Origin of the sequence: Serratia sp. KG1D (genome assembly GCF_037150675.1) — a bacterium.
Taxonomy (GTDB): Bacteria; Pseudomonadota; Gammaproteobacteria; order Enterobacterales; family Enterobacteriaceae; genus Serratia; species Serratia nematodiphila.
Map to the genome: position 1 here is coordinate 74345 of NZ_JBAGIH010000007.1, position 16723 is coordinate 91067.

General features: G+C 59.3%; 20 protein-coding genes. 12 read left to right on the top strand and 8 right to left on the bottom strand.

Translation table 11 applies throughout. The annotated features are described in order from the left end of the window. The first annotated feature begins 114 nt into the window (after positions 1 to 114). From waaA to coaD, 3 genes are read left to right on the top strand one after another with little or no spacing between them, the layout of a single operon-like run. Positions 115 to 1392 carry a lipid IV(A) 3-deoxy-D-manno-octulosonic acid transferase gene (waaA, locus tag WFM45_RS23495; protein ID WP_015379436.1) on the top strand — a complete coding sequence of 426 codons (1278 nt, stop codon included), beginning with the start codon at positions 115 to 117 and terminating at the stop codon, positions 1390 to 1392. Further along, positions 1393 to 2166, top strand: a complete 774-nt coding sequence (locus WFM45_RS23500; RefSeq protein ID WP_172575034.1) for a glycosyltransferase family 2 protein — start codon at positions 1393 to 1395, stop codon at positions 2164 to 2166. Between the two features lie 3 nt (positions 2167 to 2169). Continuing rightward, complete coding sequence (gene coaD, locus WFM45_RS23505) at positions 2170 to 2655, top strand: pantetheine-phosphate adenylyltransferase (RefSeq protein WP_033631353.1); 486 nt, start codon at positions 2170 to 2172, stop codon at positions 2653 to 2655. 5 nt (positions 2656 to 2660) lie between these two features. Here the strand turns inward: coaD and mutM are convergent, their stop codons facing one another. The 4 genes from mutM to radC form a co-directional block, all read right to left on the bottom strand. Further along, positions 2661 to 3476 carry a bifunctional DNA-formamidopyrimidine glycosylase/DNA-(apurinic or apyrimidinic site) lyase gene (mutM, locus tag WFM45_RS23510; protein ID WP_028128080.1) on the bottom strand — a complete coding sequence of 272 codons (816 nt, stop codon included), beginning with the start codon at positions 3474 to 3476 and terminating at the stop codon, positions 2661 to 2663. 81 nt (positions 3477 to 3557) lie between these two features. Continuing rightward, positions 3558 to 3725, bottom strand: coding sequence for a 50S ribosomal protein L33 (rpmG, locus tag WFM45_RS23515; protein WP_002442576.1), 168 nt, complete (start codon positions 3723 to 3725; stop codon positions 3558 to 3560). Between the two features lie 11 nt (positions 3726 to 3736). Further along, positions 3737 to 3973 (bottom strand): 50S ribosomal protein L28, encoded by a 237-nt coding sequence (gene rpmB, locus WFM45_RS23520; RefSeq protein ID WP_004931195.1) that lies wholly within the window; start codon positions 3971 to 3973, stop codon positions 3737 to 3739. 262 nt (positions 3974 to 4235) lie between these two features. After that, complete coding sequence (radC, locus tag WFM45_RS23525; protein WP_004931197.1) at positions 4236 to 4919, bottom strand: RadC family protein; 684 nt, start codon at positions 4917 to 4919, stop codon at positions 4236 to 4238. 183 nt (positions 4920 to 5102) lie between these two features. Here radC and coaBC point away from each other — a divergent pair, with 183 nt between their 5' ends. From coaBC to slmA, 3 genes are all read left to right on the top strand, one after another. Beyond that, positions 5103 to 6320: a bifunctional phosphopantothenoylcysteine decarboxylase/phosphopantothenate--cysteine ligase CoaBC gene (coaBC, locus tag WFM45_RS23530; protein WP_033633512.1), complete on the top strand. Its 1218-nt coding sequence runs from the start codon at positions 5103 to 5105 to the stop codon at positions 6318 to 6320. Further along, positions 6298 to 6756, top strand: a complete 459-nt coding sequence (gene dut / locus WFM45_RS23535; RefSeq protein ID WP_015379440.1) for a dUTP diphosphatase — start codon at positions 6298 to 6300, stop codon at positions 6754 to 6756. Before coaBC ends, dut begins: the two co-directional genes overlap by 23 nt. A gap of 250 nt (positions 6757 to 7006) precedes the next feature. Further along, positions 7007 to 7603 carry a nucleoid occlusion factor SlmA gene (slmA, locus tag WFM45_RS23540; protein ID WP_004931203.1) on the top strand — a complete coding sequence of 199 codons (597 nt, stop codon included), beginning with the start codon at positions 7007 to 7009 and terminating at the stop codon, positions 7601 to 7603. Positions 7604 to 7634: 31 nt separating this feature from the next. Here slmA and pyrE read toward each other — a convergent pair whose 3' ends face one another. Both pyrE and rph read right to left on the bottom strand, forming a co-directional pair. Then, on the bottom strand, positions 7635 to 8276 hold the full coding sequence (gene pyrE, locus WFM45_RS23545) for an orotate phosphoribosyltransferase (protein ID WP_004931204.1): 642 nt from the start codon (positions 8274 to 8276) through the stop codon (positions 7635 to 7637). Between the two features lie 96 nt (positions 8277 to 8372). Beyond that, positions 8373 to 9089 (bottom strand): ribonuclease PH, encoded by a 717-nt coding sequence (gene rph / locus WFM45_RS23550; RefSeq protein WP_025160305.1) that lies wholly within the window; start codon positions 9087 to 9089, stop codon positions 8373 to 8375. 126 nt (positions 9090 to 9215) lie between these two features. On the opposite strand from rph, the gene WFM45_RS23555 reads away from it, so the two are divergent. Further along, positions 9216 to 10079, top strand: coding sequence for a YicC/YloC family endoribonuclease (locus WFM45_RS23555; RefSeq protein WP_015379441.1), 864 nt, complete (start codon positions 9216 to 9218; stop codon positions 10077 to 10079). Positions 10080 to 10134: 55 nt separating this feature from the next. On the opposite strand, the gene WFM45_RS23560 is transcribed toward WFM45_RS23555, so the two are convergent. Further along, a complete protein-coding gene (locus WFM45_RS23560) occupies positions 10135 to 10524 on the bottom strand; it encodes a hypothetical protein (RefSeq protein WP_033631363.1) in 390 nt (129 codons plus the stop codon). A 375-nt stretch (positions 10525 to 10899) separates the two neighbouring features. Between WFM45_RS23560 and WFM45_RS23565 the strand changes: the two genes are divergently transcribed. Then, the gene (locus WFM45_RS23565; RefSeq protein ID WP_033631364.1) at positions 10900 to 12084 is read left to right on the top strand and encodes a NupC/NupG family nucleoside CNT transporter; all 1185 of its coding nucleotides are present in this window, start codon (positions 10900 to 10902) and stop codon (positions 12082 to 12084) included. Between the two features lie 34 nt (positions 12085 to 12118). Here WFM45_RS23565 and WFM45_RS23570 read toward each other — a convergent pair whose 3' ends face one another. Beyond that, entirely contained in the window at positions 12119 to 12553 is a 435-nt protein-coding gene (locus WFM45_RS23570) for a DUF3574 domain-containing protein (RefSeq protein ID WP_336957446.1), read from the bottom strand. A 253-nt stretch (positions 12554 to 12806) separates the two neighbouring features. Here WFM45_RS23570 and WFM45_RS23575 point away from each other — a divergent pair, with 253 nt between their 5' ends. The 4 genes from WFM45_RS23575 to spoT all read left to right on the top strand — a co-directional run bounded on the left by WFM45_RS23575 (position 12807) and on the right by spoT (position 16718). Further along, positions 12807 to 13424 carry a trimeric intracellular cation channel family protein gene (locus WFM45_RS23575; protein WP_025304704.1) on the top strand — a complete coding sequence of 206 codons (618 nt, stop codon included), beginning with the start codon at positions 12807 to 12809 and terminating at the stop codon, positions 13422 to 13424. Between the two features lie 210 nt (positions 13425 to 13634). After that, positions 13635 to 14258, top strand: coding sequence for a guanylate kinase (gene gmk, locus WFM45_RS23580; protein WP_004931218.1), 624 nt, complete (start codon positions 13635 to 13637; stop codon positions 14256 to 14258). Positions 14259 to 14312: 54 nt separating this feature from the next. After that, complete coding sequence (rpoZ, locus tag WFM45_RS23585; RefSeq protein WP_004931221.1) at positions 14313 to 14588, top strand: DNA-directed RNA polymerase subunit omega; 276 nt, start codon at positions 14313 to 14315, stop codon at positions 14586 to 14588. Between the two features lie 18 nt (positions 14589 to 14606). Beyond that, positions 14607 to 16718, top strand: coding sequence for a bifunctional GTP diphosphokinase/guanosine-3',5'-bis pyrophosphate 3'-pyrophosphohydrolase (gene spoT / locus WFM45_RS23590; protein WP_004931224.1), 2112 nt, complete (start codon positions 14607 to 14609; stop codon positions 16716 to 16718). Positions 16719 to 16723 lie beyond the last annotated feature (5 nt).

The following is a 16723-nucleotide window of genomic DNA, read 5'->3' on the forward strand; positions in this document are numbered from 1 at the left end:
CGGCGAAATCGCTCGCCGGTTGTCTGAAACTGACACCCAAGGTTACCAAATTAGCGCCTTTCCCTTCCAGTTATGGTACTATTCCGAATAACCCATATAAATGAAATTGATAGAATGTTGCTGCGTTTATATCAGGTACTACTCTACCTCATCCAACCCCTGATCTGGCTCCGCTTACTGCTGCGCAGCCGCAAAGCTCCAGCCTACCGTAAACGCTGGGCGGAACGCTATGGCTTCTGCGCCGGGAAAGTCGTGCCAGGCGGCATCATGCTGCATTCCGTCTCCGTCGGCGAAACGCTGGCGGCCATCCCGCTGGTGCGGGCGCTGCGCCATCGTTACCCCGCTTTGCCGATAACTGTGACCACAATGACCCCGACAGGTTCAGAACGCGTCCAGTCCGCTTTCGGCAAAGACGTGCATCATGTCTATCTGCCCTACGATCTGCCCGGCGCCATGAACCGTTTCCTCGACCAGGTGAATCCCAAGCTGGTGATCATCATGGAAACCGAGCTATGGCCTAACCTGATCAACGCGCTGCATCAGCGGCAAATCCCCCTGGTGATCGCCAATGCGCGTCTGTCGGCCCGCTCCGCCGCCGGCTATAAGAAAATTGGCGGATTCATGCGCGATATGCTGCGCCGCATCACGCTGATCGCCGCACAGAACCAGGAAGATGGCGATCGATTTATCGAACTGGGCCTGAAACGCTCGCAGTTGGCCGTAACCGGCAGCCTGAAATTCGATATCTCCGTCACCCCGGAGCTGGCCGCCCGCGCTGTTACATTGCGCCGCCAATGGGCGCCGCGCCGCCCGGTGTGGATCGCCACCAGCACCCACGACGGTGAAGAGACCATCCTGCTGGAAGCGCACCGCAAACTGCTGGAAAAACACCCTGACCTGCTGCTGATCCTGGTGCCGCGTCACCCGGAACGCTTCCCGACAGCCAAAGAGCTGGTGCAGAAGGCCGGCTTCAGTTACACCCTGCGCAGCAGCGGCGAAATCCCGTCCGGCAGCACCCAGGTGGTGATCGGCGATACCATGGGCGAACTGATGCTGCTGTACGGCATCGCCGATCTGGCCTTTGTCGGCGGCAGCCTGGTGGAACGCGGCGGGCACAACCCGCTGGAAGCCGCCGCGCACGCCATCCCGGTGTTGATGGGCCCGCATACTTTCAACTTTAAAGACATCTGCGCCAAGCTTTCGCAGGCCGAAGGCCTGATCACCGTGACCGATGTCGATTCGCTGGTGAAGGAAGTGGCAACCCTGCTGACCGACGAAGACTACCGCCGTTACTACGGCCGCCATGCGGTGGAAGTGCTGTATCAGAATCAGGGAGCGTTGCAGCGCCTGCTGCAGCTGCTGGAACCGCACCTGCCGCCCCGGAGTCACTGAATGAGCAGCCGCAAAAGCCTGTCGGCGGTGATGATCGCCAAAAACGAAGCCGGGCTGTTGCCGGACTGCCTGCGCTCGGTCGAATGGGCCGATGAAATCATCGTGCTGGACTCCGGCAGCGAGGACGACAGCGTCACCGTCGCCGAAAGCCTGGGCGCCAAAGTCTTCACCCACACCGACTGGCAAGGGTTTGGCAAGCAGCGTCAGCTGGCGCAAAGCTACGCCAGCCATGACTACGTTTTGATGATCGACGCCGACGAACGCGTTACACCCGAGCTGCGGCAATCTATCGAACAGGTGTTGAACGCGCCGGAGGACGGCGCCGTCTACAGCTGCGCGCGGCGCAACCTGTTCCTCGGCCGTTTCATGCGCCACAGCGGCTGGTATCCCGACCGCGTCAACCGCCTGTACGCCAACCAACGCTATCGCTATAACGACGATCTGGTGCACGAGTCGCTGAACATCGGCGACGCCAAAGTGATCCCCCTCAGCGGCGATATGCTGCACCTGACCTGCCGCGATTTCTTCGCCTTCCAGCGCAAACAGCTGCGCTATGCCGAAGAGTGGGCCACGCAGCGCCACCGGGCCGGCAAGCGTTGCGGCTATTTGTCTATCCTGACCCACACGCTCGGCGCCTTCGTCAAAACCTGGCTGCTGCGCGCCGGCTTCCTGGATGGCAAACAGGGGTTGCTGTTAGCGGTGGTCAACGCGCAATATACCTTCAATAAATATGCCGCATTATGGGCATTGGGCCGCAACTACTCAGAGAAGTGAATCATGACCAGCAAAGCCATCTATCCCGGGACGTTCGATCCCATGACCAACGGCCACCTGGATTTAGTGACGCGCGCGTCGCTAATGTTCGATCACGTCATTCTGGCCATCGCCGCCAGCCCGAGCAAAAAACCGCTGTTCAGCCTGGATGAGCGCGTGGCGTTAGCGACGCAGGTCACCTCACATCTGGGCAATGTTGAGGTACTGGGCTTCAGCGAACTGATGGCACACTTCGCCGCGCACCAGAATGCCAATATCCTGGTGCGTGGCCTGCGTGCGGTGTCTGACTTTGAATATGAATTGCAGCTGGCGAACATGAACCGCCATTTGATGCCAACGCTGGAAAGCGTATTTCTGATGCCTTCCGAAGAGTGGTCGTTCATCTCCTCCTCACTGGTGAAGGAGGTCGCCCGTCACGGCGGCGATATCGCGCCTTTCCTGCCCGATGTGGTCACCCAGGCGCTGATGGCGAAGCTCGCCGCCGAGTGATCGGCTCAGCGCTGGCAGCGGCGGCAAAAGAAGGTGCTGCGCTGCCCGTGCTTGGCGGATTCGATCGGCGTGCCGCACGCGCGGCACGGTTCTCCCGCCCGGCCGTAAACCTGCAACTCCTGCGCGAAATACCCCGGTTTGCCATCCGACTGCAAAAAGTCGCGCAATGTCGTGCCGCCCTGCTCGATAGAGCGCTGCAACACCGCCTTGATGGTCTTCGCCAGCAGTTCCGCTTCGGCTTTGCTCAAGGATCCCGCCGGACGATCGGGCAGGATCCCGGCGCTGAACAGCGATTCGCTGGCGTAAATGTTACCAACGCCGACCACCAACTTGTTATCCATCAGCCACGGTTTGATCAGCGTGCGCTTATTGCGTGATTTTTCATACAGGTAGTCGCCGTTGAACGCTTCGCTCAGCGGTTCCGGCCCCAGATGCGCCAACACGCTGCTGGTCGCCAGGTCTTCGCACCACAGCCAGGCGCCGAAACGGCGCGGATCGGTATAGCGCAGGATCATGCCGTTGCTGATCACCAGATCGACGTGGTCGTGTTTGCCGGCTTCGTCTTCGTTTTCCTCGCGCAGCATGCGCAGGCTGCCCGACATGCCCAGGTGCACGATAATCCAACCGTTCTCCAGCTCGATCAGCAGGTATTTGGCCCGGCGCTGCACGCTGAGCACCGGCCGATCGCTCAGCGTCAGGATCTGCTCGGAAACCGGCCAGCGCAGGCGCGCATTGCGCACCACCGCATACTGAATGCTGTGGCCGACAAGATAAGGCTCTATACCGCGTCTGCTCGTCTCAACTTCCGGTAATTCAGGCATCTGGCTTCCCCTCCGACGTTTTCTACCCTTTATAAAACAAAAAACCCGGCCAAGGCCGGGTTTTTCATTAATCCACTAAAATTATTTAATTTTAGCTTCTTTGTATACTACGTGCTGACGGACAACTGGATCGAATTTCTTCAGTTCCAATTTTTCCGGCTTAGTACGCTTGTTCTTCGTGGTGGTATAGAAGTGACCAGTACCAGCAGAAGAAACCAGCTTGATCTTCTCGCGAACACCTTTAGCCATGATTCAGTTCCTTAATACTTCTCACCACGGGCACGCAGATCGGCCAGAACCGTCTCAATACCCTTCTTATCGATAACACGCATACCTTTAGCAGATACACGCAGAGTTACAAAGCGCTTCTCAGCCTCAACCCAAAAACGGTGTGAGTGCAGGTTAGGCAGAAAACGGCGTTTGGTCGCGTTCATTGCGTGGGAACGGTTGTTACCGCTCACCGGGCGCTTGCCAGTAACTTGGCAGACTCGGGACATGTCTATTCTCCAAAAATCAAATCAGCTCGAGCTTCGTATAGGGTATGGCCGCCTCGTCAGGCTTTTAGAGCCCATCTCAGCAAACTTCATACTGAGGAGACTCTCGTCATCAGGTAGAAACCACACATCAGGTCAGAAACCTGCTGAGATAGGCTCTTGCGCCAAACCCAAGATTCTCAAAGGTGGCGTAGTATACGCTCTGAAGCGTAAGTGCTCAAGTCCCGAACAGCTAAAGATCCCACAAGGATCGCGAAAAAATCGCTTAAAGCCATCCGCGCTCGGCAAAAGAGACGCATTCACCCCGACCGATCACCAAATGATCAAGCACTCGGATCTCCAATAACTGACAGGCTTTCACCACCTGTTCCGTTATCAAACGGTCGGCATGACTGGGTTCAGCCTTACCCGAAGGGTGATTATGCGCGAGAATCAGCGCGGCGGCATTAGCCTTCAACGCTTCACGCACAATTTCTCTCGGATAGACGACGACGCTGCTGATGGTACCAGCAAACATCTCCTGATGGCGAATAACCCGATGCTGATTGTCTAAAAACAATACCAAAAAGACCTCTCGCTCGCGATGCGCCAGCAGGCTTTGCAGATAATGCTGGGTGACGCGCGGGTTGAGCATGGCGTTTTCCTGCGACAAGTGGCTGGAAAAGAAGCGCAGCGCCAGCTCGGCAATCGCCTGCAGTTGGGTATAGCTGGCGTCGCCCAGGCCTTTTTGGCTGCAAAAAGCCTGATGGTCGGCCGACATCAGGTGATAAAGCGAGCCGAATCGGCGCAGCAGTTGCTCCGCCAGCTGCATCACATGCACGCCGGGCAACCCGGTGCGCAAGAAAATGGCCAACAGCTCTGCGTCAGACAGCGACGCCGCCCCCTGCATCAACAGCTTTTCACGCGGCGCCAACGCGCCCGGCCAGCACGCCACAATCGGGTTGCTCATCGTGTTCCTCCCTGAAAGGGCTACAGCATGCCATGCGCCACCCGACGCGTTCGACAGGTGTTTGATAACATTGCGAAGTGTTTCGCAAAGCACAATGTAACGCCCTGCAGCCATTGCGGAATCGCTCACCTGAACGGCGGATATGCTAAAATGGCGCATCTTTCGGCTTTCAATCGGACAATGATGATGACGGGACTTTCCGGCAAACATATTGTGCTTGGCATCAGCGGCGGCATCGCCGCCTACAAGTGCCCAGAGCTGGTGCGCCGCCTGCGCGACAGGGGCGCGGAAGTGCGCGTGGTGATGACCCACGCCGCCAAGGCGTTCATTACGCCGCTGACGCTGCAGGCCGTTTCCGGCCATCCGGTGTCCGACGATCTGTTGGATCCCGCCGCCGAAGCCGCCATGGGCCACATCGAGCTCGGCAAATGGGCGGATCTGGTGATTCTGGCGCCGGCGACCGCCGATCTGCTGGCGCGCGTCGCTGTCGGCATGGCCAACGATCTGCTGACCACCGTCTGCCTGGCGACCGACGCCCCTATCGCCGCCGCGCCCGCCATGAACCAGCAGATGTATCGCGCCGCCGCCACGCAGGCCAACCTGCAAACGCTGCAGGCGCGCGGCATGCTGCTCTGGGGGCCGGACAGCGGCAGCCAGGCCTGCGGCGACGTCGGCCCGGGCCGCATGCTGGATCCGCTGGACATCGTCGAGCTGGCGAGCGGTCATTTCTCCGCCCCGCAGGATCTGCAACATTTGCAGGTTATGATCACCGCCGGCCCGACGCGTGAAGCGCTGGATCCGGTGCGTTTCATCAGCAATCACAGCTCCGGCAAAATGGGCTTCGCCATCGCCCGCGCCGCCGCCGCCCGCGGCGCGCAGGTGACGCTGATCGCCGGGCCGGTGAGCCTGCCGACGCCGCCGAAGGTCACACGCGTGGACGTCACCAGCGCGCTGGAGATGGAGCAGGCAGTGCAACAACGCGCCGCTCAGCAGCAGATTTTCATCTCCTGCGCCGCCGTGGCCGACTATCGCCCCGAGCGGATCGCCGATGAAAAAATAAAAAAACAGGGTGATGAAATCGTCCTCAAGATGGTAAAAAACCCCGATATCGTCGCCGGCGTGGCGGCGATGACCAAAAATCGACCGTTTGTCGTGGGGTTTGCCGCCGAAACCCAGAATGTGGAAGAATACGCGCGGCAAAAACTGGCGCGTAAGAAGCTGGATTTGATTTGCGCTAACGATGTATCGCTTGCAGAGCACGGGTTCAACAGCGACACCAATGCCCTGCATCTTTTTTGGCAGGATGGAGAGAAACGCCTGGCGCTGAGCGACAAGGCACTCCTTGGCCAACGTTTAATAGACGAGATAGTCAGCCGTTATGATGAAAAAAATCGACGTTAAGATCCTCGACCCGCGCATCGGTCAGGATTTCCCGCTACCGACCTACGCTACGCCGGGCTCCGCCGGTCTCGACCTGCGCGCCTGCCTGGACAGCGCGGTAGAGCTGGCGCCGGGTGAAACCACGCTGCTGCCTACCGGTCTCGCGATCCACATCGCCGACGCCAGCCTGGCGGCGGTGATCCTGCCGCGCTCAGGCCTGGGCCATAAGCACGGCGTCGTGCTGGGCAATCTGGTCGGCCTGATCGACTCCGATTATCAGGGCCAGCTGATGGTGTCCGTCTGGAACCGCGGCCAGAAGCACTTCACCATCGAGCCGGGCGAACGCATCGCGCAGATGGTCTTCGTGCCGGTGGTGCAGGCCGAGTTCAACCTGGTGGAAGAGTTCGACAGCAGCGAGCGCGGCGAAGGCGGCTTCGGCCACTCGGGGCGCCACTAAGCGCCACCCAATGCACGAGGGCCGGCAGGGAAACGTCGCCTGAACCTTGCTTTCCGGGGAGATGGATGTCTCTGCGGCAAGGTTTTACCGCGACAATTGCAGCGCACACCAGGCAGCGCGGAAAAAGGCCGTTAAGGCCGCTGACCCCAGCATCGTAAAAAAGCTATCACATAAGCCGCACAGAGCCTGCTCTGCAGCGGCCGGTGCGCGGGTTTCCGTCAGTTAAGTTTTAGCAAGGGTCTAATCAGACATGGCAGAAAAAGAAAAGACGAAAAGGAATCGGCGCGAGGAAATATTGCAGGCGTTAGCCCAGATGCTGGAGTCCAGCGACGGCAGCCAACGCATCACCACCGCCAAGCTCGCCGCGAACGTGGGTGTTTCTGAAGCTGCGCTGTACCGGCATTTCCCCAGCAAGACACGGATGTTCGACAGTCTGATCGAGTTTATCGAAGACAGCCTGATCACCCGCATCAACCTGATCTTGCAGGACGAGAAAGAGACGTTTAATCGTCTGCGCCTGATTTTGCTGCTGATTCTGGGCTTTGCGGAGCGCAACCCAGGGCTGACGCGCATCATGACCGGCCACGCGCTGATGTTTGAACAGGATCGCCTGCAGGGCCGCATCAACCAGCTGTTCGAGCGCATCGAGGCGCAGCTGCGTCAGGTGCTGAAAGAGCGCAAATTGCGCGAAGGCAAAGGCTTTATCGTCGATGAAACGCTGCTGGCCAGCCAACTGCTGGCCTTCTGCGAAGGCATGTTGTCGCGCTATGTGCGTTCGGAATTCCGCTATCGCCCCACGCAGGAATTCGACGCCCGCTGGCCGCTATTAGCGGCACAGCTGCAATAACGAAAACGCCGGGCATGCCCGGCGTTGTTATTTATACTCCGTACTGCTCGCGGTAAGCGCGCACCGCCGCCAGGTGGTCCGCCATCTCCGGTTTCTCTTCCAGGTAGGCGATCAGGTCTTTCAGCGTCACGATCGAAATCACCTTGCAGTGATAGTCGCGTTCCACTTCCTGGATGGCGGAGATATCCGCGCGGCCGCGTTCCTGGCGGTCGAGGGAGATCAGCACGCCCGCCAGCGAAGCGCCGCTGGCGCCGATGATTTCCATCGACTCGCGGATCGCGGTGCCGGCGGTGATCACATCGTCCACCAGCATCACGCGCCCCTGCAGCGGGCTGCCCACCAGCGAACCGCCTTCGCCATGGGTCTTGGCTTCCTTGCGGTTAAAGCAGTAAGGCACGTCGCGCTCATGGTGTTCCGCCAGCGCCACCGCCGTGGTGGTGGCGATAGGAATGCCTTTATAGGCCGGGCCAAACAGCAGGTCGAAATCGATGCCGGAATCCATCAGGGCTTCGGCGTAGAAGCGCCCCAACAGCGCAAGATCGCGCCCGGTATTAAACAGGCCGGCGTTGAAGAAATACGGGCTGGTGCGGCCGGATTTCAGGGTGAACTCGCCGAACTTCAATACCTGCTTGTTAAGCGCGAACTCGATAAACTGGCGCTGATAGGCTTTCATTACTGCTTCTCCTCGTCTGAATCTGCTTGGGTCTTGTCATTACTGCCGCCCGATCGCCGGGCATAAAAAAGGCGACTTCTCAGTCGCCTTGAAAAATCAGTCCGCCAGCGCCGCTTTCTGCGCCTGGAAGATGGTTTCGATGCCCCCTCGGGCCAGCGCCAATAGCGCCAACAGCTCATCGTGGCTGAACGGCTCGCCTTCGGCGGTGCCCTGCACTTCAATCATGCGGCCGTCTTCCATCATCACTACGTTCATGTCGGTTTCCGCCGCGGAATCCTCCACATACTCCAGATCGCACAGCGCTTCGCCATTGACGATGCCGACGGAAACCGCCGCCACCATGCCCTTCATCGGGTTAGCTTTCAGCTTGCCGTTGGCCACCAGGGTGTTCAGCGCGTCGGCCAGCGCCACGCAGGCGCCGGAGATGGAGGCGGTGCGGGTACCGCCATCGGCCTGCAATACGTCGCAGTCGAGGGTGATGGTGAATTCACCGAGCTTTTTCAGATCCACCGCGGCACGCAGCGAGCGGGCGATCAGGCGCTGGATCTCCAGCGTGCGGCCGCCCTGCTTGCCTTTGGCGGCTTCACGGGCGTTGCGGCTGTGGGTGGAGCGCGGCAGCATACCGTACTCGGCGGTGATCCAACCTTGCCCCTGGCCTTTCAGGAAGCGCGGAACGCCCTCTTCTACCGTGGCGGTGCACAAGACTTTGGTATCGCCAAACTCAACCAGCACTGAACCTTCAGCGTGTTTGGTATAGTGACGGGTCAGTGTCAGTGGGCGAACTTGCTGTGGTGCTCTGCCTGCAGGACGCATGGGCTCTCTCCGGCTTCAAATCAACTATTGGCTGCGCATTATACGGGCTTCGTGACGTAATGCCTATCCTGCCCGCAGCCGCGACGCTATAATCGCCCCATCTTTTCCTATTACGGGTACGCATCAATGATCCGCAGCATGACCGCCTACGCCCGGCGTGAAATCAAGGGTGAATGGGGCAGCGCAGCCTGGGAGCTGCGTTCCGTTAACCAGCGCTACTTAGAAACCTACATCCGCCTGCCGGAACAATTCCGCAGCCTGGAGCCGGTGATCCGTGAACGTATCCGTGGCCGCCTGACCCGCGGCAAAGTCGAATGCAACCTGCGTTTCGAACTGGATCCAAGCGCGCAAAGCTCGCTGATCCTGAACGAAAAGCTGGCCAAACAGCTGGTCGAAGCCGCCAACTGGGTGAAAATGCAGAGCGACGAAGGGGAAATCAACCCGATCGACGTGCTGCGCTGGCCGGGCGTGATGTCCGCGCAGGAGCAGGATCTGGATGCCATCAGCGCCGAGCTGATGCAGGCGCTGGACGGCGCGCTGGATGACTTTATCGTCGCACGCGAAAGCGAAGGCGCCGCGCTGAAAACGCTGATCGAACAGCGCCTCGACGGCGTCAGCGCCGAAGTGGTCAAAGTGCGCGCCCAGATGCCGAACATCCTGCAATGGCAGCGCGAGCGCCTGGTCAGCAAGCTGGAAGAGGCGCAGGTGCAGCTGGAAAACACCCGCCTGGAGCAGGAGCTGGTGCTGATGGCGCAGCGCATCGACGTCGCCGAAGAGCTGGACCGCCTGGAAGCGCACGTGAAAGAGACGCACAACATCCTGAAGAAGAAAGAAGCCGTCGGCCGCCGCCTCGACTTTATGATGCAGGAGTTCAACCGCGAATCGAACACCCTGGCCTCCAAGTCGATCAATGCCGACGTCACCGCCTCCGCCATCGAGCTGAAGGTGCTGATCGAGCAAATGCGCGAGCAGATCCAGAACATCGAGTGATCCCGCTCCGCACGCCATCAAGCCCGCGCCACGCGGGCTTTTTTCCGGCTGCAGATCAGCGATAGGCGGCCGCTTGCTCCTCACCGATCAACCCCATTTTCTGCAGCTGCACCGCAATGCTCCAGGTTGAGCGCTCGAACTCATCGCTCAGCGCTTCCAGCGTCGTCCCGGCCGCATGGCTCTCGCGCAGCCGCAGCTTTTCCTCTTCCGGCCAGGGGAAGTAGGCATTGGCCGGCCGCCCCTCGGCCAGATTCTTCTGCCGCTTCTCCTCCGGCGTCAGCCGGGCTTTTTTCTGCAGTTCGGATTCACCGTCAAACTCGTTGGCCAACGCGAACAGCAGCCGGATAGCCTCCGGCGCGCAGGCCGCCGAAGCCGGTCTCAACAGCTCGCCGGTGTCGGGATTAACGCCGTTGGCCAGCGCCCTGAGCAACGTGCCGGTATTCATCGTTCGCCTCCTTGTTCGATAAAATGCGTGCCGATCGCGACCGGCGCCTTGCCCAAACATGTTTCTCCGCCTTAGCCGAGAAAACCATGTTTTGCGCCGGGAAAAATCGCCTATTGCGAGCCAGATTCCAGGCGCCTGAACGTACGGGACGGTGGTTACATCAGGCTGCGAGCCGGCAGGCATCATGGAAGACGGCTCACTGAGGCACTTCGGGGGCTTATGAAAAACTGCCGAGCAGCACGTGTGGATGACATTTGGCAAGATATCCCGCACGCCATAAGTATTTTGTTCTAATTATCACGCAAGGTAATGAAAGGACGGCGATGCTGTGGCTAAATGTGTTTTTTTCCTGCCCGTGAACCGTACGGACCGTTTATGCCACAAATTCTGCAATTTATTATGGCCCTGGTGGTGATCATCGCCCTGGCGCTGCTGGTCAGCAATAATCGCAAGAAAATCCGCCTGCGCTATATCATCCAGCTGTTGGTGATCGAAGGCGCGCTGGCCTACTTCTTCCTGCACTCCGCCAGCGGGCTCAGCGTGATCAAACACGTCGCCGGCTTCTTCGACACCCTGCTCGCCTACGCCGCCCAAGGATCGGAGTTCGTATTCGGCGGCATGAGCAAGGATGGCCTGGCGTTCATCTTCCTCGGCGTTTTGTGTCCTATCATCTTTATTTCCGCCCTGATCGGCATTTTGCAGCATTTCCGCATTCTGCCGCTGATCATCCGCATGGTGGGCACCCTGCTGTCCAAGGTCAACGGCATGGGCAAGCTGGAATCGTTCAACGCCGTCAGCACGCTGGTGCTGGGGCAGTCAGAGAACTTCATCGCCTACAAGGGCATCATCGGCGACATCTCGCCGCGCCGCATGTACACCATGGCCGCAACCGCCATGTCGACGGTATCGCTCTCCATCGTCGGCGCCTACATGTCGATGATCGACGCGCAGTACGTGGTGGCGGCGTTGATCCTTAATATGTTCAGCACCTTCATCATCCTGTCGATCATCAACCCGTATCAGGTCGAAGACGAGCCGGAGCTGAAGCTGAACAAGCTGCACGAAGATCAGAGCTTCTTCGAAATGCTGGGCGAGTACATTCTGGCCGGCTTCAAGATTGCGATGATCATCGCGGCGATGCTGATTGGCTTTATCGCGCTGATCTCCGCCGTCAATGCGCTGTTCTCGGCGGTGCTCGGCATCAGCTTCCAGCAGATCCTCGGCTACGTGTTCTATCCGCTGGCCTGGCTGATCGGCATCCCGGCGGAGGAGGCCCTGAAGGCGGGCAGCATCATGGCGACCAAACTGGTGGCCAACGAATTCGTGGCGATGATTGAACTGAAGAAGATCGCGGCGGAGCTGTCGCCGCGCGGGCTGGGCATTTTGTCGGTGTTCCTGGTGTCGTTCGCCAACTTCGCCTCCATCGGCATCGTCGCCGGCGCCATCAAAGGACTGAACGAGCAGCAAGGCAACGTAGTTTCCCGCTTTGGCCTGAAGCTGGTTTACGGTTCGACGCTGGTGAGCCTGCTGTCGGCGGCCATCGCCGGCCTGGTGCTGTAATCTCCACTCCCGGCCATAAGGCCGGGAGTTCGCTTTAAAACGCCACGCACACCGGCGCATCCACCCGCATTACCGAATCCTGCGCAAACTGCTGCTTATAGCCGCTGCGCAGCGCCTCGATATTCGCCTCGCTCTCTTTGCCCGGCGCATGGATCAGCAGCAGCGCCTTGCTGTTCTCGCGCGCCAGTTTGCCGTCGTGGCCCAGCCACTGCCCTTTGGCATCAAACACCGTCAGCCCGTCTTTAAAACGTGGTGTCACCTGGCTATCGACGAAGGTTTGCCACTCGGCGGCGGTGATCGCCGGCCCCGCCGGCCGGTTCAGGCCGAAGTAGAGCGTTGTCTGCACCAGCGGATCGCCGGTGCGGCAAGCCGGGGCGGGGGAAACAGCCTGGTGGCCTGGCGCCACGCAGCCGCTCAGCAGCAGGATAGCCACCACGGCGCCGGCGGCCAGTCTCGGGGAGTTTTTCATCTGCATTCTCGGTTTCTCGGTTGAAGGATTAGCTGCAAAAAGCATAGTCAGCGATGGAAACCAGCGCGAAATTTCTAATGCTTCTATCAACAGCCAGATGTTAAAAAAGGCTGGTTATCGGCAATAAAAATGGATTTTGGATTAGCTATATTAATCCGAAATGCCATCGGTGAAAAAAACTCAGTGGCGCGCGTCCTCGGCGGCGATTACCCTGCCGGCCATCATTCTGACGCAAGTACGCTGTGAATCCCTTATGTTACTGAGCATCCTTTATATCATCGGCATCACCGCCGAAGCCATGACCGGCGCGCTGGCGGCCGGCCGCCGCCAAATGGACATGTTCGGCGTGATCATCATCGCCTCGGTCACCGCGATCGGCGGCGGGTCGGTGCGCGATATGTTGCTCGGGCATTTTCCGTTGGGCTGGGTCAAACACCCGGAATACATCGTCATCGTCGCAATAGCGGCAATCGTCACCACCTGGGTGGCCCCCCTGATGCGCCATCTGCGCCGCCTGTTCCTGGTGCTCGACGCCGTCGGCCTGATTGTCTTCTCGATCATCGGCGCGCAGGTGGCGCTGGATATGGGGCACAGCGCCATTATCGCCGCCATCGCCGCGGTGATCACCGGCGTCTTCGGCGGGGTGCTGCGCGACATGTTCTGCAACCGTATCCCGCTGGTTTTCCAGAAAGAGATCTACGCCGGCATCTCCTTCAGCGCCGCCTGGCTGTATATCGGCCTGCAGCACCTCAGCCTGCCGCACAATCTGGTGGTGATCCTCACGCTGGTCGCCGGCCTGAGCGCGCGTCTGATCGCCCTGCGCTTCCGCCTCGGTCTGCCAGTGTTCAACTACCAACATCCGGATCACTGATCCCGGGGCGGCAGCGCGCCGCCGCTGGGCCAAAACTGCCAAAATATCGCTCTTCAGCGCGCATATTCGCGCATTCGACGCTTTTTCCGCGCAAAGCCACGGGCAAAATGCGAGCTAACGCTGCACCCGGCGCGTTAGCCGTGTATACTGTGCGGAGAAAATACACATCCGCTGTTTTTGGCATATCAACCGTTATCAACGAACATCATCATGGCTCAAGGCACGCTTTATATTGTCTCTGCTCCCAGTGGCGCAGGTAAATCAAGTCTGATTCAGGCTTTGTTAAAGACGCAACCGCTGTACGACACGCAGGTTTCGGTTTCGCACACCACGCGCGACAGCCGCCCGGGTGAAAATCACGGCGAGCACTATTTCTTCGTCTCGAAAGACGAATTCCGCCGGATGATCGAGCAGGATGCGTTTCTTGAGCACGCCGAAGTGTTCGGCAACTATTACGGCACCTCGCGCGCCGCCATCGAACAAGTGTTGGCGACCGGCGTAGACGTGTTTCTGGATATCGACTGGCAGGGCGCGCAGCAAATCCGCGCCAAAATGCCGCAGGCGCGCAGCATCTTCATTCTGCCGCCGTCGAAGGAAGAACTGGGCCGCCGCCTGCGCGGGCGCGGGCAGGATTCCGAAGAGGTGATCGCCAAACGCATGGCCCAGGCCGTGGCGGAAATGACGCATTACGCGGAGTACGATTACCTGATCGTGAACGATGATTTCGATCTGGCGCTGTCCGATCTGAAGACTATCATTCGCGCCGAACGCCTGCGTTTGGGCCGCCAGTTGCTGCGGCATGACGCTTTAATCAGCAAACTATTGGCAGACTGAAGGCAGTTTCAGTATCATGCCCAGTCTTTTCGTCACCTGTGGAGTAGCACAAATATGGCACGCGTAACTGTTCAAGACGCTGTAGAGAAAATTGGTAACCGTTTTGACCTGGTGTTGGTCGCTGCTCGTCGGGCGCGTCAGATCCAGACCGGCGGCAAAGATGCACTGGTTCCGGAAGAGAACGACAAGTACACCGTTATCGCCCTGCGCGAAATCGAAGAAGGCCTGATCACCAGCCAGATCCTCGACGTGCGTGAGCGCCAGGAGCAGCAAGAGCAGGAAGCCGCAGAGATTCAAGCGGTTACCGCGATTGCTGAAGGTCGTCGTTAATTAGACAGCGAGTCCGCCTTGTACCTGTTTGAAAGCCTGAATCTGCTGATTCAACGTTACCTGCCCGAGGAGCAGATTAAGCGCCTCAAACAGGCATACCTCGTCGCGCGCGACGCGCACGAGGGCCAGACACGCTCCAGCGGTGAGCCCTACATTACTCACCCGGTCGCCGTGGCCTGCATCCTGGCGGAAATGCGTCTCGATCACGAGACGCTGATGGCGGCGTTGCTGCACGACGTCATCGAAGACACCCCGGCCACCTATCAAGATATGGAACAGCTGTTCGGCAAGAGCGTCGCCGAACTGGTCGAGGGCGTCTCCAAGCTCGACAAGCTGAAGTTCCAGGACAAGAAAGAAGCGCAGGCGGAAAACTTCCGCAAGATGATCATGGCGATGGTGCAGGATATCCGCGTCGTGCTGATCAAGCTGGCCGACCGTACGCACAACATGCGCACCCTCGGTTCGCTGCGCCCCGACAAACGCCGGCGCATCGCGCGTGAAACCCTGGAAATCTACAGCCCCCTCGCCCACCGCCTGGGTATTCATCACCTGAAAACCGAGCTGGAAGAGCTGGGCTTCGAGGCGCTGTACCCAAACCGCTACCGCGTGATCAAGGAAGTGGTGAAAGCCGCGCGCGGCAACCGCAAAGAGATGATTCAAAAAATCCTCTCCGAGATCGAAGGGCGGCTGACGGAAGCCGGCATCGCCTGCCGCGTCAGCGGGCGGGAAAAACACCTCTATTCCATCTACCTCAAGATGCACCTGAAAGAACAGCGTTTTCATTCCATCATGGATATCTACGCGTTCCGGGTGATCGTCAAAGAGGTCGATACCTGCTACCGCGTGCTCGGCCAGGTGCACAGCCTGTATAAACCGCGCCCGGGGCGGGTGAAAGATTACATCGCCATTCCCAAGGCCAACGGCTATCAATCGCTGCATACCTCGCTGATCGGCCCGCACGGCGTGCCGGTCGAAGTGCAGATCCGCACCGAAGACATGGATCAGATGGCTGAGATGGGGGTGGCCGCGCACTGGGCTTACAAGGAAAGAGAACAGGGCGAAACCGGCACCACGGCGCAGATCCGTGCCCAGCGCTGGATGCAAAGCCTGCTGGAGCTGCAGCAAAGCGCCGGCAGTTCGTTTGAATTTATCGAGAGCGTCAAATCCGATCTGTTCCCGGATGAGATTTACGTTTTCACCCCGGAAGGCCGCATCGTCGAGCTGCCCGCCGGCGCCACGCCGGTCGACTTCGCCTATGCGGTGCATACCGATATCGGCCATGCCTGCGTCGGCGCGCGCGTCGATCGTCAGCCGTACCCGCTGTCGCAGTCGCTGACCAGCGGCCAGACCGTCGAGATCATCACCGCGCCGGGCGCGCGGCCCAACGCCGCCTGGCTGAACTTCGTGGTGAGCTCGAAAGCGCGCGCCAAGATTCGCCAGATGTTGAAGAACCTCAAGCGCGACGACTCCGTCGGCCTCGGCCGCCGTCTGCTCAACCATGCGTTGGGCGGCAGCCGCAAACTAGCCGAAATCCCGCAGGAAAACATTCAGCACGAGCTGGACCGCATGAAGCTGGCGACGCTGGACGATCTGCTGGCGGAAATCGGCCTCGGCAACGCTATGAGCGTGGTGGTGGCGAAGAACCTGCAGGGCGATCAGTCCAGCCTGGGCACCTCTTCCGGCGTGCGCAACCTGGCCATCAAGGGCGCCGACGGCGTATTGATCACCTTCGCCAAGTGCTGCCGTCCGATTCCGGGCGACCCGATTATCGCTCACGTCAGCCCGGGCAAAGGGCTGGTGATCCACCATGAATCCTGCCGCAATATTCGCGGCTATCAGAAAGAGCCTGAGAAGTTCATGGCGGTCGAGTGGGATAAAGAGACCGAGCAGGAGTTCATCGCCGAGATCAAGGTGGATATGTTTAACCACCAGGGCGCGCTGGCCAACCTGACGGCGGCGATCAACGCGGCCGAGTCCAATATTCAGAGCCTGAACACCGAAGAGAAAGACGGTCGGGTTTATAGCGCCTTTATCCGCTTGACCACCCGCGATCGCATCCATTTGGCAAACATTATGCGTAAAATCCGTATCATGCCGGATGTGATCAAAGTTAACCGCAACCGAAACTAGCGCTT